The 16,309-nt window shown below is 47.3% G+C and carries 15 protein-coding genes, 1 pseudogene and 1 riboswitch; of the genes and pseudogenes, 7 read left to right on the top strand and 9 right to left on the bottom strand.

Annotated features, from left to right (window positions below; all coding sequences use genetic code 11):
- The first annotated feature begins 449 nt into the window (after window positions 1-449).
- The 3 genes from KTH89_RS18425 (at window position 450) to KTH89_RS18415 (ending at window position 6,295) form a co-directional block, all read left to right on the top strand.
- Entirely contained in the window at window positions 450-2,309 is a 1,860-nt protein-coding gene (locus KTH89_RS18425; protein ID WP_238722670.1) for a hypothetical protein, read from the top strand.
- A 230-nt stretch (window positions 2,310-2,539) separates the two neighbouring features.
- Window positions 2,540-4,951 (top strand): leucine--tRNA ligase, encoded by a 2,412-nt coding sequence (gene leuS, locus KTH89_RS18420; protein WP_238722669.1) that lies wholly within the window; start codon window positions 2,540-2,542, stop codon window positions 4,949-4,951.
- A 342-nt stretch (window positions 4,952-5,293) separates the two neighbouring features.
- Window positions 5,294-6,295 carry a hypothetical protein gene (locus KTH89_RS18415; RefSeq protein ID WP_238722668.1) on the top strand — a complete coding sequence of 334 codons (1,002 nt, stop codon included), beginning with the start codon at window positions 5,294-5,296 and terminating at the stop codon, window positions 6,293-6,295.
- A gap of 291 nt (window positions 6,296-6,586) precedes the next feature.
- Here the strand turns inward: KTH89_RS18415 and KTH89_RS18410 are convergent, their stop codons facing one another.
- Window positions 6,587-6,784 carry a hypothetical protein gene (locus KTH89_RS18410; RefSeq protein ID WP_238722667.1) on the bottom strand — a complete coding sequence of 66 codons (198 nt, stop codon included), beginning with the start codon at window positions 6,782-6,784 and terminating at the stop codon, window positions 6,587-6,589.
- A 191-nt stretch (window positions 6,785-6,975) separates the two neighbouring features.
- On the opposite strand from KTH89_RS18410, the gene KTH89_RS18405 reads away from it, so the two are divergent.
- A complete protein-coding gene (locus KTH89_RS18405) occupies window positions 6,976-7,827 on the top strand; it encodes a MerR family transcriptional regulator (RefSeq protein WP_238722666.1) in 852 nt (283 codons plus the stop codon).
- Between the two features lie 56 nt (window positions 7,828-7,883).
- On the opposite strand, the pseudogene KTH89_RS18400 reads toward KTH89_RS18405, so the two are convergent.
- Window positions 7,884-8,168: pseudogene (locus KTH89_RS18400) on the bottom strand (response regulator); the annotation flags it as partial.
- A 220-nt stretch (window positions 8,169-8,388) separates the two neighbouring features.
- Between KTH89_RS18400 and KTH89_RS18395 the strand changes: the two are divergent.
- A complete protein-coding gene (locus KTH89_RS18395) occupies window positions 8,389-8,640 on the top strand; it encodes a kinase to dihydroxyacetone kinase (RefSeq protein WP_158344281.1) in 252 nt (83 codons plus the stop codon).
- A gap of 64 nt (window positions 8,641-8,704) precedes the next feature.
- Here the strand turns inward: KTH89_RS18395 and KTH89_RS18390 are convergent, their stop codons facing one another.
- The 7 genes from KTH89_RS18390 to KTH89_RS18360 all read right to left on the bottom strand — a co-directional run bounded on the left by KTH89_RS18390 (window position 8,705) and on the right by KTH89_RS18360 (window position 14,700).
- Window positions 8,705-9,196, bottom strand: a complete 492-nt coding sequence (locus KTH89_RS18390) for a hypothetical protein (RefSeq protein ID WP_238722665.1) — start codon at window positions 9,194-9,196, stop codon at window positions 8,705-8,707.
- Window positions 9,180-10,427, bottom strand: coding sequence for a radical SAM protein (locus KTH89_RS18385; RefSeq protein ID WP_238722664.1), 1,248 nt, complete (start codon window positions 10,425-10,427; stop codon window positions 9,180-9,182). The genes KTH89_RS18390 and KTH89_RS18385 overlap by 17 nt, the downstream gene beginning before the upstream one ends.
- A gap of 11 nt (window positions 10,428-10,438) precedes the next feature.
- Window positions 10,439-11,152, bottom strand: a complete 714-nt coding sequence (locus tag KTH89_RS18380) for an energy-coupling factor transporter transmembrane component T (protein ID WP_238722663.1) — start codon at window positions 11,150-11,152, stop codon at window positions 10,439-10,441.
- Window positions 11,153-11,179: 27 nt separating this feature from the next.
- Complete coding sequence (locus KTH89_RS18375) at window positions 11,180-12,640, bottom strand: ABC transporter ATP-binding protein (protein WP_238722662.1); 1,461 nt, start codon at window positions 12,638-12,640, stop codon at window positions 11,180-11,182.
- Window positions 12,633-13,217 (bottom strand): ECF transporter S component, encoded by a 585-nt coding sequence (locus KTH89_RS18370; RefSeq protein ID WP_238722661.1) that lies wholly within the window; start codon window positions 13,215-13,217, stop codon window positions 12,633-12,635. The genes KTH89_RS18375 and KTH89_RS18370 overlap by 8 nt, the downstream gene beginning before the upstream one ends.
- Window positions 13,218-13,248: 31 nt before the next feature.
- Window positions 13,249-13,881: a Ykof family thiamine-binding protein gene (locus KTH89_RS18365; RefSeq protein WP_238722660.1), complete on the bottom strand. Its 633-nt coding sequence runs from the start codon at window positions 13,879-13,881 to the stop codon at window positions 13,249-13,251.
- 115 nt (window positions 13,882-13,996) lie between these two features.
- A riboswitch (TPP riboswitch) is annotated at window positions 13,997-14,097 on the bottom strand.
- Window positions 14,098-14,178: 81 nt separating this feature from the next.
- Window positions 14,179-14,700: a nitroreductase gene (locus tag KTH89_RS18360; RefSeq protein WP_158344288.1), complete on the bottom strand. Its 522-nt coding sequence runs from the start codon at window positions 14,698-14,700 to the stop codon at window positions 14,179-14,181.
- Between the two features lie 290 nt (window positions 14,701-14,990).
- On the opposite strand from KTH89_RS18360, the gene KTH89_RS18355 reads away from it, so the two are divergent.
- On the top strand, window positions 14,991-15,662 hold the full coding sequence (locus KTH89_RS18355; protein WP_238722659.1) for a rubredoxin: 672 nt from the start codon (window positions 14,991-14,993) through the stop codon (window positions 15,660-15,662).
- Window positions 15,659-16,153: a 4Fe-4S binding protein gene (locus tag KTH89_RS18350; protein WP_238722658.1), complete on the top strand. Its 495-nt coding sequence runs from the start codon at window positions 15,659-15,661 to the stop codon at window positions 16,151-16,153. The genes KTH89_RS18355 and KTH89_RS18350 overlap by 4 nt, the downstream gene beginning before the upstream one ends.
- The last annotated feature ends 156 nt before the right edge of the window (window positions 16,154-16,309 follow it).

The raw sequence follows: 16,309 nt of genomic DNA, 5'->3' as shown, positions 1-16,309 counted from the left end.
AGCATCCCGGCCCTGAGCAACGGGCATACCCAAACCCGAGGAAGAACCGCCCGGGCCCTGCGAGGTTCTCACCCCGTCTGCGTAACCCGTTCTAAGGCCTGGCCTCAAGCGATATGACTCCCGATACTTGTGTCTCTCCGGGTCAGGTACCGCTCTCCGCGCCTGCCTTCTCCTACTTTGTCTTCAACCTGTATGCTGGTCTAATGTATATTGCTTCTGGTTGGGTTATAGGAGGCAGATTTTAGGTTGTGACTGGGATTCGGCTGGAAAAGTTTTGATGTGAATTATGCGGGCGGATCTTAAATAATCGACGAAGTTTCTATTTATTTCCTGGTTTTGTGACAATGGTGTGATTCTGGGGCATTATGATCATAAGTGAAAAGGGAAGATGGCTTTCTTAGATTAGGTTTATATAGAGAGCGTTGAGTAGTTTAAAGGATGTGAGTGTTATGAAAAAACAATTTATGATGTTAGCTGCCAGTTTGTTTATTATAATAGGAACCGTAGTGTTAGGTGGTACGACAGCCAAAGCGGCGGGATTTACGATAACAGGTGAGACAGCGCCGGGACCTGGGGAACAGGTTTTTACGGTATCTAATTATGGGGAAGCGGATAACTTTTCCTGGACGGCGGACGGCGGTTTCAGCGGGCAGTTCTGGCTGGAAAGCGGGAGCAGCACTAAGTTTTCCGTACCTACGAATGATTATATCGTTGTGCAGGTGTCCTCTGAGAAGAATGGTTCTGATTTTGCCGTGAGCCGGAATGAGTATCCGGTAACCGTGTATGCTAATTACGGGGGGAACAGAACGCAGCTGACCACCCTTCTTTTCAATATGAATCAGGGAAGTATAGATTATACGGTGGATGCTAATGTGACGGTGAATGGTGTCACTTATACCTGTACGAACGGGACGACCCAGTATTTGTATTATGGGGAAGGCAGCAGCATGGAGTTTATGTATGAGCAGGTGCGGCAGCCGGATAAATATATTGATGTGTATTTTACAGATACGAATGGTTATATGCTGGGAAGTGATAAATTTGCCGTTTCTTATGGGAGCAGCGTTGATTATACGGCTCCGGCGGAATATCAGGCGAATAATCGTACCTACCGCGCGGTTTCCGGTCAGAGTATGACCATATCCCACCGGTATGACAGCGCCAGGACTTCTTATAGCTTTACCTACGCGGCGGAGACTGCGGCTCCGGATAAGCCGTATTCTGTGGCGATCCGGCTCATGAATGCATCTAATGGCGAGGTTTTTGCTTCGGAGTCTATGACTATCCCCGCAGGCGGTTCTAATACCTATGTGGTTCCCGGAACTTATGTGGCAGGCACGACCTCCTACAGACTGGCTGCGAATCAGCCGGCTTCCATTACGCACAGCGCCGCTGATGCACAGAGAAGTTACGATGTGTTATATGATGTGGTGAGTACAAAAGTGGAATATCAGATAAATATCCGTTTTACAGACGCGGTGTCCGGTGAGACTCTGCGGACTGAGACGGTGACGGTTCCGGTAGATTCTGTGGCCACCTATGATTTACCCTCCGCTCTGGAAGTGAACGGTCACAAATATCTGCTGGCGTCCGGCCAGGCGTCCAGGCTGACCCATGATTATAATAAAGCGGCTAGAAATTATACGATCTATTATAACGAGGAAAACAGCGCACAGACAGCTTCTTATAATATAGGAATCCAGTATGTGGATGTAAAGACAAATAACGTATTGTTTCGGGATACCAAGCAGGTTACGGCCGGAGGCAGCGTCAGAATCACTGCTCCCGCTTCTTATCAGAGCGCTGGTAACAGCTATGTCATGCTGGGTGGACAGTCCGGCGATGTAAATCATAGTTATTCGAACACCAGACGCAACTATATTATTTATTATAGAAACGTCAACGATACGGAAAATGAAAACACCATCGTTACCGAACAGGTAGTGAATGAGATTGTCAATGAAAACGGGGAGACCGTTGTATTGCCAAGCCCTGTAACTACGATTACCAATCCGGCCGGAACACAGACTACAGTGGACCAGAACGGCAATCTGGTGACCATACCGGATGAAGCGGTTCCCCTGGCGGACGGTACCCAGACGGGAAATGCGGAAGAACAGGCTGCACAGACAGACGAAAATGGGAACCAGGGTCTGGTGAATATTGAAGATGAACCGGTTCCGCTGGCAGCGGGAGCTCCCGAGCAGGCTTCCTCCAACGTGCTGATGATCACCGGTATCAGTCTCGCGGCGTTGGCGTTACTTGGAGCCGCAGGGATTCTGATCCTGAAGAAAAGGAAAAAAGCCTGAGAGCTTAAGATAGTAAGATTATAAACCGCTGACCGTGTATTTTGGTCAGCGGTTTTCTGTCGGGGTTTACCTGTAAGATGGGAAGGGGCGGAGGCTGCATAAAGATTGTGGATGGCTGTGTGAAGGCTGTTCGGATGCTGTTCGGATGAATCAAAACCTTGACAAATGATGACCGTATGATAGAATGAAAACTAGTGTAAATTGAATGCGATACATTAGGAGGAAGAGAAATGGCAGTACCTTACAACCATAGGGCCATTGAGCAGAAATGGCGGAAGAATTGGGAAGAGCACCCGGTGAATGTGAACGATGGAAAGAAGCCCAAATATTATTGTCTGGATATGTTTCCGTATCCTTCGGGAAGCGGACTGCATGTAGGGCATTGGAGAGGGTATGTCATCTCGGATGTGTGGAGCCGTTATAAGATGCTGCAAGGATATTATCTGATTCACCCCATGGGGTGGGACGCATTCGGGCTGCCTGCGGAGAATTACGCGATCAAGATGGGAGTTCATCCGGCTAAGTCTACGGCGGAGAATATTTCGAATATTAAGAGACAGATCAATGAGATTGCTGCGATCTATGACTGGGATATGGAAGTGAATACCACGGATCCTGATTTTTATAAATGGACCCAGTGGATTTTCGTGAAGATGTTTAAAGAGGGACTGGCTTATGAAAAGGAGATGCCGATTAACTGGTGTCCTTCCTGCAAGACCGGTCTGGCCAACGAGGAAGTCGTGAATGGCTGCTGTGAACGCTGCGGGGCTACCGTGACGAAGAAGAATCTTAAGCAGTGGATGCTGCGCATTACCAAATACGCGGAACGGCTGCTGAATGATCTGGATAAGTTAGATTGGCCGGAGAAAGTGAAGAAGATGCAGACCGACTGGATCGGTAAGAGCTACGGCGCTGAGATCGATTTTGAAGTGGACGGCCGGGAAGAGAAGATTAAAGTATATACGACCAGGCCGGATACGCTGTACGGCGCTACGTTTATGGTTCTGGCTCCGGAACATGCGCTGGCTGCTTCCCTGGCTGCCGATGAGTATAAGGAGCAGGTGGAGAAGTATATCTTTGATTCATCCATGAAGTCCAACGTGGACCGGCTCCAGGATAAGGAAAAGACCGGTGTGTTCACCGGAAGCTATGCGGTGAATCCGCTGAATCAGGCGAAGATTCCGATCTGGCTGTCGGATTATGTGCTGGCGGATTACGGTACCGGCGCGATCATGTGTGTGCCGGCCCATGACGACCGTGACTTTGAATTTGCAAAAAAGTTTGAGATCCCGATCATACAGGTCATTGCCAAGGATGGCGTGGAGAATCCGGATCTGACAGAGGCTTATACGGAACCTGGCATTATGATTAATTCTGATAAATTCAACGGCATGAATTCCGAGGATGCGAAGCGGGACGTGCCCGGTATGCTGGAAGAGCAGGGGATCGGCAAGAAGACCGTGAATTACAAGCTGCGTGACTGGGTATTCTCCAGACAGCGTTACTGGGGTGAACCGATTCCGATTATCCACTGTGAGCACTGCGGCGCGGTTCCGGTGCCGGAGGATCAGCTGCCGTTACTGCTTCCGGAGGTAGAGTCCTATCAGCCTACCGGAACCGGGGAATCTCCGTTGGCTGACATCGAGGAATGGGTAAATACAACGTGCCCGGTCTGCGGACGTCCGGCTAAGAGAGAGACGAATACCATGCCCCAGTGGGCAGGGTCGTCCTGGTATTTCCTGCGCTATGTGGACAGTCATAATAAGGAAGAGTTGGTATCCAGAGAGAAAGCGGATAAGTACCTGCCGGTGGATATGTATATCGGCGGTGTGGAGCATGCGGTACTGCATCTTCTGTACTCCAGATTCTATACCAAATTCTTGTGTGATATGGGCGTGATTGATTTTGACGAGCCCTTTAAGAAGCTGTTTAACCAGGGTATGATTACCGGTAAGAACGGTATTAAGATGAGTAAGTCCAAGGGAAATGTGGTGTCGCCGGATGATCTGGTCCAGGATTACGGCTGCGATTCCCTGAGACTGTATGAACTGTTTGTCGGGCCTCCGGAACTGGATTCCGAGTGGGATGAGAGAGGGATCGACGGTGTCTACCGTTATATCAACCGGTTCTGGAATCTGGTGATGGATTATAAGGACTGCGGCGTTTCGGCCACTAAGGAGATGGTAAAGCTCCGTCATAAGATGGTATATGATATTACGAACCGTCTGGATAACTTCAGCCTGAATACGGTTATTTCCGGTTTCATGGAATATAATAATAAATTTATCGAGCTGGCCAAGAAAGAAGGCGGTATCGATAAAGAGAGCCTGGAGACCATGGTGCTGCTGTTAGCGCCCTTTGCTCCTCATATTACGGAGGAACTGTGGGAAGCGCTGGGCCATACGGATTCCGTATTCCACAATACCTGGCCGGCTTATGAAGAAGAAGCCATGAAGGATGACGAGAAGGAAGTGGCGGTGCAGATCAACGGCAAGACGAAAGCCGTGATCAGCCTTCCCGTTGACGTGACCAAGGAAGCGGCTCTGGAGGCTGGAAAAGCAGCCATCGCGCAGAAGCTGACCGGAACGATAGTGAAAGAAATCTATGTGCCGGGCCGGATTATTAATATTGTGCAGAAATAATTGAGAAGAAATTCTCGCAACAGAATATAGGACTTGGAAATATTGAAAAGTTTGCTGAATAGCAAGGTTTACAACAGTTTTTCTTCAAGAAAAAAGGTATCATAAAATACCGCAAAATATCGTAACAGATTTTTAAAATGGAGTAATATTGGAGTAAAAAGCGAAAGAAAATGGAGTAAATATTTCAAGAAGTGACATAGGAAATGGCGTAGATAGTGAAATATTATCTGCGTCATTTTTTGTAAATAGATGAAAAAATAGTCGAGTGATGATAAAATTCTTATAAGTTAGGAAATATGTAATACAAAGATATAAATATGAAATATTGTCGAGAAATGGATTATGGATGAAAACAAAGAATTACAACCTTTAAAATATAAAACAGAACTGGAAGAATATTTAAAGAAAATCAGTAGTAAAGAACAGATTTATTCTATTGCTCTTTTTGATATTTTGGGTTTTTCAAAATTTGTCGAGAAAAATCGTTCACAAGTGATATTAGAGCTTTATAACAAATTACTTGATTTAATACATAAAGAAGTTTCAACAAAAGACGGAGCAAATAGTTTTGCGACAAGTGCTGTTCCTGTTCCGGTAACAAAAGATTGGAAACAAAGTGTATACATTGCCGAAGCAAATGCGTATATAAATGTTTGTCATTTTAGTGATACTTTTTTAATTTATGTTAATTATCGCTTGCAAAAACCAGGATTTTGGCTTGCAACTCCTAAAAATGAGCCATACCCATTACTATTAGGAGAACCAGGAACTCCGTATTATCCAGTAGTGTATGAAAAACATAGTATCTATTTGTCTTTTTTACAGACATGTATGGAATTCTTTTGTCAAGCAATTATTTCTGGAATTCCATTAAGAGGTTGTATTTCTACTGGTTTAGCTATAATGGATCAAGAAAATTCCATTTATTTAGGTACACCGATAGTAGAGGCTGCAAGAGGTGAGACGGCGCAAAATGCCATTGGTATAGCTTTTGGAAGAAGCTTTAATAATTCTCATCCAGTATACAATGACTATTTCATACCATATATGGCTCATATTAAAGAGGGAAAAGAGAAATATATGAGTCCAATGATGGTTGACGGGGCTCGGTATTGGAGAAATTCTCCTGATTATAAAAATTTTTCTTTGAAAGAATGTATAGAAAAGATGAATACGAATCCATCCTTTTCATCTTATTACGAAAATGCCATTAGATTTTTTGAATTTTCCAAACAGCATGAACAATGGTTTCATGAAATAAAGCGAGATGGCATCCATGATATTTTAAGTTATTATGACAGTGTGAAAGAGTGGTACGATACTACTTGTTCAATGGGAGAATAATTGGGCGGACAATTAAAAGAATATATTTTTATGAAAGAATCTTATTTGTAATATTGAAATAATTGAGAAGATTACATTTCTATTTTTTGAGTAACGATGGTTTTAAATTGACTTAATCAGCCGATATTTCCTGCAGGCATTAAAGTCTATGCAACCTGTTATTCAAAAGCATCTTAGACAGCCTGAATGGAGTGCAACCGTTTAGGCTGTCTCTGGCCTCACTGTTGATATGGTTCATAAGTACGCAGGCGTATCTCTGCTTATAATTATCCAGACTCTGGCCTTTGGGAATCACATACCGGATGTATTCATGTTTTTCTCAATGCGTCCTTTTTGCCAGGAAGAGTTCGGATTACAGTAAAAGATTTTAGTTCGAATTTCTCCATTTTTATCACATTCCAATCGTTCCGGAAATTTCAAGCCTTTTTCAATATGGATTCTTTGACTGGTGGTGAGGTGTTTTTGATCATATATTCTTTTCTTAGACATAACGAATCCTCCTGCAATGGAGGAATCCACTAACCAATCAAACCATACCACAAATCGTGTAAGAGTAAATCGTCAAACACGAATTTAAAGGGTGAAACAAGAATTAACTATTACATTTTAGGGTGTCTTGTGAAAAAAGACTTGACTCTCCAGTTGCGTAACGGTTTACGATAAAAAGGAAAGGAGGAATTATGAAAACAGTTAAAGAAGTATCAGAGTTGACAGGGATAAGTATAAGAACCTTACGGTATTACGATGAAATTAGTTTACTTAAACCTGCAAAATTAACAGAAGCAGGATATCGGTTATATGACAAAAAAGCGTTAGAAAAACTGCGGCAGATAATGTTTTTTAGAGAATTAGATATATCGCTTTCGGATATAAGAAAAATTATGGATAATCCCAAATTTGATAAGCGAGAAATTCTTGAAACACAAAAATTTCTGTTGGAAATGAAACGCAATCGTTTAAACGGTATGATTGAATTGATTTCTGATGTGTTGAAAGGAGAGGACAAGATGAATTTTGAAGCATTTAATAATGATGATATTCAAAAGATAGTAAATCATTCTTTAGAGGTTATGAGTGAAGAAGATAAAAAGGTGATAGTTGAGAAGTACGGTGATATTGATAAATTCAAAGAAAATGTTGTTGAAAATCTCAAGGACGAAAAAGTAGGTGAGCATTTAATCAAAATTTATGGAAGTAAAGAAAAGGCAGTTGAAGCGAGCTTGCAGGCAACAGGTGATAGAGAGGAATTTTCAGAACAGCAAAATGAAATAGATATAATCTATAAACAATTTGCTTGTGCAATGGAAAGTTCTAATGAAAACATAGCAATGGAAGCTGTGGCAAAATTAGCAGAAAACTATAAGAGTCTTTTTAGAATGGACAATGCAAGAGCTTTATTATTGGACGTTGCCAAAGATTACTTAAATAATTCACAGATGGAAGAAGCGACAGACAGGCAGTATGGAATGGGAATTACAAAATATATCGGTTCAGCTATTTATCGGTATTACGGAGTAGAAGAAATGAAATAAAGCGGATGTTACCAAAGTGGAAACAAGAGAAATCCAAACTGGTACTTTCATTTCAAACCGTGCATGATGCTGTTCAGTTCATCCATATCTGTGTTGCAGCTTGTCACAAACACAATCGGAACATTGGAAAATGTACGGATTTGAGTGCAGAGGGTAAAACCGCTGGTTCCCGGCAGTTTAATGTCCAATAGAATCAGGTGTAGCTGCACAGCTTTTATCCCGGCAGTGATTTCCGAAAAATTGTCCGGTGCTACTGTTTCATAGCCGTTACTTTCTAATAATATTTTCAGCTCGTTCCGAATCAATGGGTCATCTTCCACGATCAATATTTTTGCTTTCATATCGTCCTCCATGAAGCTTAATAATAGCACATCTTTTTATAGTATATCATAAAACATAACGGTTACAGTATGCCGTTAAACACTCAAATTATATTTGTTCAATGTAAGCGATGGGTTCTTGACAAATAGGTGACGGTAAAGTACAGTGAACCATATCAGAAATAGTGCACAAATACTATACGAAACGTGTACAACTTCAATAAACGGAAAGGAGAACATGATGCTTGAATTCAAATATGATACCCAGTTATTGATCGAGGGGGAAGACCTTGATGAGGATGTCATCAGTGAATATTTTACCGAACATTTTAAGGGAGATTGCCTTCTGGCCGTGGGAGATGAGGAGTTAATCAAGATCCATTTTCACACGAATGAGCCTTGGGATGTTCTTGCGTACTGCGCCACCCTGGGTGAGATCTATGATATCGTGATCGAAGATATGGACCGGCAGGCCAGAGGGTTAAAAGGTTAAGAAAATAATTGCAGGGCGGTATAGTATCGGAAGACTATAACGCCCTGTTTTTCTCTTTTCGAAGTTAGACACGAAGTCTCGGATTATCCAAGTGCAGATCCGGCGCTGCCGGAACCGGCAGCGGCAAAGTAGCAGGCAGTGGTTCCTGAGTGGGCGCACAGCTCTGCCAGAGAAGTTCCCAGGCGCAGCTGATCTCCGCGGACGGATCCGACAGCCGGGCCCGCAGAAGCATCCGGGTAAAAACCGGGCCTGTGATCAGGCAGCGAAGCGATTTCACCGAGAGCTTATATGTTATATCCGTGTCACGCAGCCACAGAGTCATTTCCCGGTCGAACCAGAGGGAATTGACCAGTCCCCGGCCAAGGGCCGTGTGCTCATCTTCCAGCCCCAGCAGCAATGTCGAGCCGTTTTCGCAAAGAAGAGAAGGGCAGGAGAAGGTCACCGGGCCGGATGGATTGACCGGACAGGGGACCTGCAGGTATACGCTGCAGCGGTCCGCTTCTATTAATTTTCGAACTTCAAGCGGAAGTTTCTTTTTCTCATACAACTGAAACATAGTCGTCCAACCTTTCCAGATCACTGTCGGGATGATTTCCGCAGTGCTTATAATCGTCATTGGTGCAGAAGAGTCCGTATGCCCTGCGGATGTCGTGGAGCCCTCTGGAGAGACGGATATAGTAGTCGAGCGGGGGCATTTTCTGATACCCCAGCTTGGAGTACCTGTGGGGACGCCAGATAGTGCTCAGGAATATAACTCCGTTCCTGGCGAAAAATTCGCAGGCCTTAAAATTGGATTCCAGGGCTTCCTCTATGGTTTTAAAGCCATGGGGGGAAGACAACTCAGCGCCCGCCACTACCTGAGTGCAGACCTTTCCTTTCCCGAAGATTTCCACCGCGTCAACCGTGCGGCGGATCCATTCGTTCCGGCCAACATATTTTTCCTTGCCGGGACACAGGAGGGGGAAGAGCGATTCATCCCATATCTCAATATTCGGGCAATACGCGGTCAGTCCGGTCTCTTCATACAGGCGGCGCAGCTGCGCCTTTGTGTAGGCCGGAGCCATCAGCTGACTGGAAAAGCGGCCGCTGAAATTGCGTCCGACTGCCTGCAGAATCCGGATATAGCGGTCCACCTCGTCATCGAAAGGATGCTCGCCGCCAAAATCCGATCCGCCGGATAAGAATATTTCCGAAAAACGGCCGGGTTCCCGGACCGCCTCTCTCACGGTCTCGTAGATATCTTCGCAGTCCGCTTCCCCATGGCTGCCCCCGCCTGTGAAAAACGCGCAGAACCCGCACTGGTGGCCTCCCTCCCAGAACCGGCAGCGCTCATACGCGGTGAGGATCAGCTTCTGCGCCCGGATATCCACCAACGACTCCATCGGAGTACCGCGGCTGGTTGACTTTCCGAAAAAAGCGGGCCTTGGTACAAAGTCTACGGTGTCCAGCACATCCTCCCCGTCTTTTAACAGGAATTCTTCCCGGCTCGGGTCCCAGTCCACGAGATAGGGGGCGTCGAAGGCTTCTCCATAATTGATATAGACATTGCTGGCGTCCCGCAGCAGGATCGCGCCGGGCATCGCTTTGTCCGCCGGACGGCCCTGGAATTGGATGCCGAAGGAATCCACCTTGCCAAAATTATACAGCGGGGTCTGCAGGTGATCCAACGCCCGTTCACTAAGCAGGACGCCATCGCAGAGCATACTCAGTTTTAAAATTACAAAGGGAGACAAATCCGGATTGGCCGCACAGGTGTTCTCCAAAAGCTCCCGTTTCGTATTATACATATAAATTCTCCTTATAAGAAAATCAATCCCACAATCAGAATGCCTATAGTTCCAATCAAAAAGAGGATGTCCACAGCACGAAGCGGCACGCGGAATGCGACGGCCCTTTGCACCCCGCCTTCAAAGCCCCGGGACTCCATAGCCATAGCCAGGCTTTCTGAGCGCTCCAGGGCATGGACCAGCATAGGGAAGATCCTTTTTGGGGAAAATGCAAAAGCCTTTATCCCCCGTACCTTTAACGCTGCGCCAACGGTTGCATATTCGCTTCGAATCGTAGGAAAGAAATGATAAGCCGCCAGAATGCCATAGGCGAATTTGGGCGGAAGGCGGAACTGCTGCATGAGACTCATAACCAGTTCCATGGAATTCGTTGTGAAAGCAAAGAGCATGCCAAGCCCTCCGAAAGCCATGATGCGTGACGCCAGTTTAAGAGCCGTAGACCAGGAAGTGGCGTAAAGGGTCCGCTGATCCACCACGCGGACGGCGATTTCCGCCTCCCCGGGGGAAGAAAAAAACAATCCCGTCATGAACATTCCGGCGGCAGTCAAAAGAAAAGGCAGTAAGGCAAGCGTCAGCCGCCGGCGGTTAACGCCCGGGGTCAGGAAAGTTACCGTCAGAGCCGTGAGAGCGACCAGCATATTCAAGGTGGTGCTATAAGTGGTCGACAGCAGCAGGGAGGCAAGGATCAGGGTTAAGAGTTTATAACCCGGATTTAGTTTCGTCATGGAGGAACCCCCTTTTAACAGTCTTAATCATAATAAAATGCCTCTTTCGGATGCATAACGATCCAGATCTTTGGAGGTCATCGGTGTGAGGCGGCCGTCCTCCAATAATAAAATTTGATTCGCGAAAGCTTTGGCCAAAGCCAGATCGTGGGTGGCAATCACAGCGGTCAGGCCCTGCCGGACCCGTTGATACAAAAGCTTCAGAATCTTGCGGGTGGAGCGTTCGTCCTGGGCATAAGTGGGTTCATCTAACAGCAGCAAAGGACGGTCTCCGGCCAGCATGGACAATAAAGCCAGCCGTCGCTGCTGGCCCTGGCTTAGGGAATAGGGGGATACATCCTTTAAGGGGAGCAGGCCGAATTCATCCAGAAGCTCCTCCGCCCGTTTTTGTAAAAGGGCGGCGTCGGCGCAAGGATCAATCACACGCAGGGTAGTCAGCACCTCTTCGAGAACCGTCAGGGTGAGAAACTGGAACCTGGGATTCTGAAATACCAGTCCGGCCCGGCCGTCTACCGTCAGCTCCCCTTTGTATTTACCCACTCCGGCCAGTGTACATAAAAGAGTGGTTTTTCCGCTGCCATTTTGTCCGATCAGAGCGGTAACGCTGCCCCTCTTTAATTGAAAGGTGAGACCGTCGAGGACCGTTTCCTTTTCATACTTAAGGGCCAGGTCTTTGGCCCGGACGATAGGGGGAGACTCCGGGTCCGCCGCAGGCGGCGTAACCCCGTCGAGCCAGTGATTGTCCAGAAACAGTCCATGCCTGGCGAACAGTTCCCGGTGGGATTCCAACTGATCCGGCAAAAGATTCTCATTTACCAGCGTTCCCTGACTGTCCATCAGGGCGATCCGGGTGATAAAAGAACGCCAGTAGCCGGGATTGTGATCCACGATCAAAAGGGTCAGGCCCTGCCGGTTCAATTCCTTTAATTTTCCCGCCAACTGTACGCAGGCGGCCGGATCCAGATTGGCGAAGGGTTCGTCCAGCACCAGAATCCGGGCGTTCGTAGCCAGGGAGGTGGCCAGGGCTAACTTTTGCTTGGTTCCGCCGGATAAGGTATGGATCGGGGCTGTGCCGACAGCATACAGCCCTGAGAAATGAAGCAGTTCCCGCATCCGTTCCTGCAGATCGCCGTCATAATTCATGTTTTCCAGTGCGAACAGAATCTCATGATCCGCCCGCCCCATACAGAACTGGTTATCCGGATTCTGGAACAGGATGGAAATCTCCCGGGCACGCTTGCTGGGCGGCATCTGTGAGACAGGGCGGTCATCGATCAGGATCTCTCCTTCCAGTTCGCCCGCGTACTCCGGGTACAGACCGGCCAGGCAATAGGCCAGGGTGCTTTTGCCGCAGCCGGAAGGCCCCATGAAAAGCACCGCCTCGCCCTGCTCTACATGAAAGGAAAGATTCTCGAACACAGGTCCGGCCTGGGCCCCATAGCGGAAAGTGAGATTCCGGCAGGACAGGAGCGGACCGCCGTTATGCATGTGCCCTTCCCAGCGCATAGCTCTTAAGCAGCCCTGTCTTAGCCAGGCCGTCCCCCATCAGTTTGCACAGGACGCCGGCGAAGAGAACGGAGCTGACCAGACGGATCAGGAACATGACGATCAGCAGCTTCACGGAAAGCAGCCCGTATCCGGAGCGGACGAAGCTCCACAAAAAGCTGGTGATACAACAGCCTGCGGCGGCCAGATTCATGGTGAGCGCGTCAAATCTTTTATATTTCCAGCCCGCGAAGACGATTTCACCGCCTGCGCCCTGGATAATTCCGGCCACGATTACCATGGGGCCGTACATATTTCCCATCAGCACTTCGATCAGTGCGGCCAGCACCTCAGAGACAATCGCAACGCCTGGTTTCTGAAGAATGTAAGCGGCCAGGGTAGAAGCCATGAACCAGACCCCGAAGACAATCTCATTGGCCAGAGGAGCAAGGCCGAAGGGGGTCAGAACAGTGCTTAAGAAAGAGGCCAGATACACCCCGGCCAGATAGACGACGCCAAAGACAATGCAGAGCATCGCAACAAAGATTACTTCGTGAAGCTTCCATTTAAATTTACTCATGATAATCCTCCTAATGAAAATCCTGTTATTTTTATAATTCCTCTTCCTTGGTGGGGCTGTTGACCGAGACCGTAAAGTGCAGGATATAATGCGGTACGGCCTGTTCCATCCGCCGGCAGACTTGTTCCAGATAATCAAAAATCTGATGGATATCCCCGGAAATCCTGGTGGCGTAATGAATCGACTCCGGATGCAGTCCCGCGTCTTGCGCCATACGATAGACGCCGGCGATGTGGTCGATATAGTCGCTCACGCCCATGGGATAAAGAGCCAGTTTGCAAAGCGCCGGAAATCCTTTCTCTCTGACCTGCGAGTTCGGCGCGGGGCCATCAAAATCCAGCAGGCTGTCGCCGTCGCAATCCCCGGGACAACCTTTGGAAAACTGCCCCTCCAACGCCATATGTATGCCGGGCTTATAGGCATTGACAAATAGCCCCCGCACGGCGTCCGCCACATAGGGCAGACGCCCCCGGTATACGGTGGACAGGGCATCCGATTCGCTCCATACTGCGGAAGTATCGGTATGCTCAAGCGCCCCCAGAATAATAGGTACAAAATCAGTATCCATCGGATACAGGGAAAAACGGCAGCCTGAGATATCAAGCCCGGTTCCCCTCCCGGACCACGGCAGATCCTCCCTGCCGCAACAGCAAGATTGTTGCATCACACATCATCCTTTCCAATTTATTATCTGTTCCATAGGTAAAAATATAATATAAAAAAGGATGGTATTCTCCGCGAGAAAACACCATCCTTCAATATCAAGGTATCAATAATACGATGTTTTAGAATTGCTTCCCTACGCTGGTACTAACCAAATCAGGTTCAAAGGGTCAGAATTAAATCTTCTCAGCTCCAAAGAGTTCCCCTAGAATTCTAATCATAAATATGAAATTGTATGGCTACAAATATACGCTGTTCCCTTAATGTTGTCAAGAACTAAAATAAATATGCGCTCCGTTTATTTCACACGGTACACATAAGAACTTTTCCTGGGCTTCGCCGCCGGTTCGGCTCCATCCACGTATCCGACAATACAATGCCCGATCCCTTCATAATCGCCCTCAATGCCCCATTCCTTCAGCAATGCCTTTCCCTGCGGACTGTCAAACTCTTCCTTTGCCCTGTGTATCCAGCAGCTGCCAAGCCCCAGATCATGGGCGGCCAGCATCATATTACCCATCACGAGGCTCCCGTCGTAGAGATAAGTGGAGCGGTTCCGGTCTGCCAGCACCACCAATACTACAGGCGCGCCATAGAAAGGGTCCGTCCCGGTACCCATAATCTCTGCGTTCATCCGGGAGAGCCGGTCCCGGGTCTTCTGATCCGTCACTGCTACAATAATTGGGGACTGGGCCCCCATGCCGGTAGCCGCGTACGTCCCGGCCTCCACAATCCGGTCCAGCAGTTCATCCGGAACCATATCCGGCTTATAAGACCGAATGCTTCTTCTGGTTAAAATCGCATCCATTACCTGACTCATATCCATACCTCCTAATTTGAATACCCTGTGTTGTGGAGCAGCGAATGCTGCGAATCCGCCCAAAGGCAGCTTGTTAAACCGATAGCTTAATTATAATACGATCCGCCATATTTTCAAGATATCACAATAAAAATAGGCGATTACTTTTATTTACGGGCGGATGCCAGAAAAGGGAGGATCTTATATAGAACAGGAATCAATAAAATAATAATAATTACTATTACTGTGATTAAGTCACAGAACAAAAAGAAATTAGATGGTAAAATAAAACAAAAAGGAGGTTAGATGCAATGAAAACGTATGTATGTACGATTTGCGGCTTCATCTATGATGAGGCCAAAGGCATCCCGAATGCAGGAATCGCGCCGGGGACCAGGTGGGATGAACTGCCGGGGAATTGGGTATGCCCGTTGTGTGGAGCGGCAAAGTCAGAATTCAAAGAACAGGGAGACAGCGCTTCTGTTAAAAAAACGGCCGCCAAGAGCGAGGCGGATCAAGAGTTTAGAGAACTTACCCCATTAGAAATGAGCGCTTTGTGTTCCAATCTGGCAAAAGGCTGCGAAAAGCAGTATAAAGCCCGGGAAGCAGACCTGTTTACAGAGCTCTCCCTATATTATAAGGCAGATTCCACACCGGCAAAGGAAGCAGAAATGAAGAATCTAATGTCTCTCATTGAAAAAGACCTGGAAGAAAATTTCCCTTCCGCCAATGCAGCCGCAGACGGCGACAAAGACCGCGGCGCCATGCGGGCGCTGGTTTGGAGTGAAAAAGTGACCCGCATCCTAAAATCCCTATTGTCCCGGTATGAAAAAGAGGGAGATGCCATGTTGGAAAATACCGGCGTGTACGTCTGCACGATCTGCGGGTTTGTATTCATTGGGGACAATCCTCCTGAGATTTGTCCGGTATGTAAGGTGCCGGGATGGAAATTTGAAAAAATGGAAGGGAGGGAATCCAAATGACGAAACAATATGCAGTGAGAAACATAAGACTATGTACGAAGGATTGCCTGTGCCTCTATGTCTGCCCCACAGGCGCGACAGATACGGAGAACAGTATCATTGATGTTGAGAAATGCATCGGATGCGGTATGTGCAGGGACGCCTGTCCGTCCGGGGCGATTTCCATGGTACCGGTGGAGCTTCCGCCCCAGCAGGGCCACACAGAGGCGGTTACCTTAGCGTTGCAGGCCATTATGCACAGCAAAGCAGAGCAGGAAAGCATTGCGTCGGCGCTTCCGGGAAGACTGGCGGCCGCTGTCGAAAAGTCCAACCGCATTATGGCGGAGGATATTATCCGGGAATCGGGATATATGCTGCCTCAAAGCGCCAATGCCCGCGCTTTCCTGGAAAAGCTTTTAGTGACACAGCAGGGGGAAGGATTTCCCCGCGCCTCCGTGGAAGAGCTGTTATCCATACTAAAGACAAATGAAAAGATGGAGAAAGCGGATTGAAAATATAGAAAGCGGATCAGAATGCCCGTCGGACAATACGTTCGGCGGGCATAAACTTGTTGGATTGTGTTGGATTTGTGTGGAAATTTCTTTGTTTTGTGTTGACATTTCAGTTGGTTTTTTATATAATTGTACTAACAGAAAACTCGGAGAAGT

This window comes from Diplocloster agilis (assembly GCF_019042275.1).
Taxonomy (GTDB): domain Bacteria; phylum Bacillota; class Clostridia; order Lachnospirales; family Lachnospiraceae; genus Diplocloster; species Diplocloster agilis.
This window is presented reverse-complemented; position numbering and strand designations above follow the sequence as displayed.

Bases quoted from the DNA above. Each gene is read 5' to 3' on its own strand.
- KTH89_RS18425 (WP_238722670.1), top strand. From the start codon at position 450: ATGAAAAAACAATTTATGATGTTAGCTGCCAGTTTGTTTATTATAATA.
- leuS (WP_238722669.1), top strand. From the start codon at position 2,540: ATGGCAGTACCTTACAACCATAGGGCCATTGAGCAGAAATGGCGGAAG.
- KTH89_RS18415 (WP_238722668.1), top strand. From the start codon at position 5,294: ATGGATGAAAACAAAGAATTACAACCTTTAAAATATAAAACAGAACTG.
- KTH89_RS18410 (WP_238722667.1), bottom strand. From the start codon at position 6,784: ATGTCTAAGAAAAGAATATATGATCAAAAACACCTCACCACCAGTCAA.
- KTH89_RS18405 (WP_238722666.1), top strand. From the start codon at position 6,976: ATGAAAACAGTTAAAGAAGTATCAGAGTTGACAGGGATAAGTATAAGA.
- KTH89_RS18395 (WP_158344281.1), top strand. From the start codon at position 8,389: ATGCTTGAATTCAAATATGATACCCAGTTATTGATCGAGGGGGAAGAC.
- KTH89_RS18390 (WP_238722665.1), bottom strand. From the start codon at position 9,196: ATGTTTCAGTTGTATGAGAAAAAGAAACTTCCGCTTGAAGTTCGAAAA.
- KTH89_RS18385 (WP_238722664.1), bottom strand. From the start codon at position 10,427: ATGTATAATACGAAACGGGAGCTTTTGGAGAACACCTGTGCGGCCAAT.
- KTH89_RS18380 (WP_238722663.1), bottom strand. From the start codon at position 11,152: ATGACGAAACTAAATCCGGGTTATAAACTCTTAACCCTGATCCTTGCC.
- KTH89_RS18375 (WP_238722662.1), bottom strand. From the start codon at position 12,640: ATGCATAACGGCGGTCCGCTCCTGTCCTGCCGGAATCTCACTTTCCGC.
- KTH89_RS18370 (WP_238722661.1), bottom strand. From the start codon at position 13,217: ATGAGTAAATTTAAATGGAAGCTTCACGAAGTAATCTTTGTTGCGATG.
- KTH89_RS18365 (WP_238722660.1), bottom strand. From the start codon at position 13,881: ATGCAACAATCTTGCTGTTGCGGCAGGGAGGATCTGCCGTGGTCCGGG.
- KTH89_RS18360 (WP_158344288.1), bottom strand. From the start codon at position 14,700: ATGAGTCAGGTAATGGATGCGATTTTAACCAGAAGAAGCATTCGGTCT.
- KTH89_RS18355 (WP_238722659.1), top strand. From the start codon at position 14,991: ATGAAAACGTATGTATGTACGATTTGCGGCTTCATCTATGATGAGGCC.
- KTH89_RS18350 (WP_238722658.1), top strand. From the start codon at position 15,659: ATGACGAAACAATATGCAGTGAGAAACATAAGACTATGTACGAAGGAT.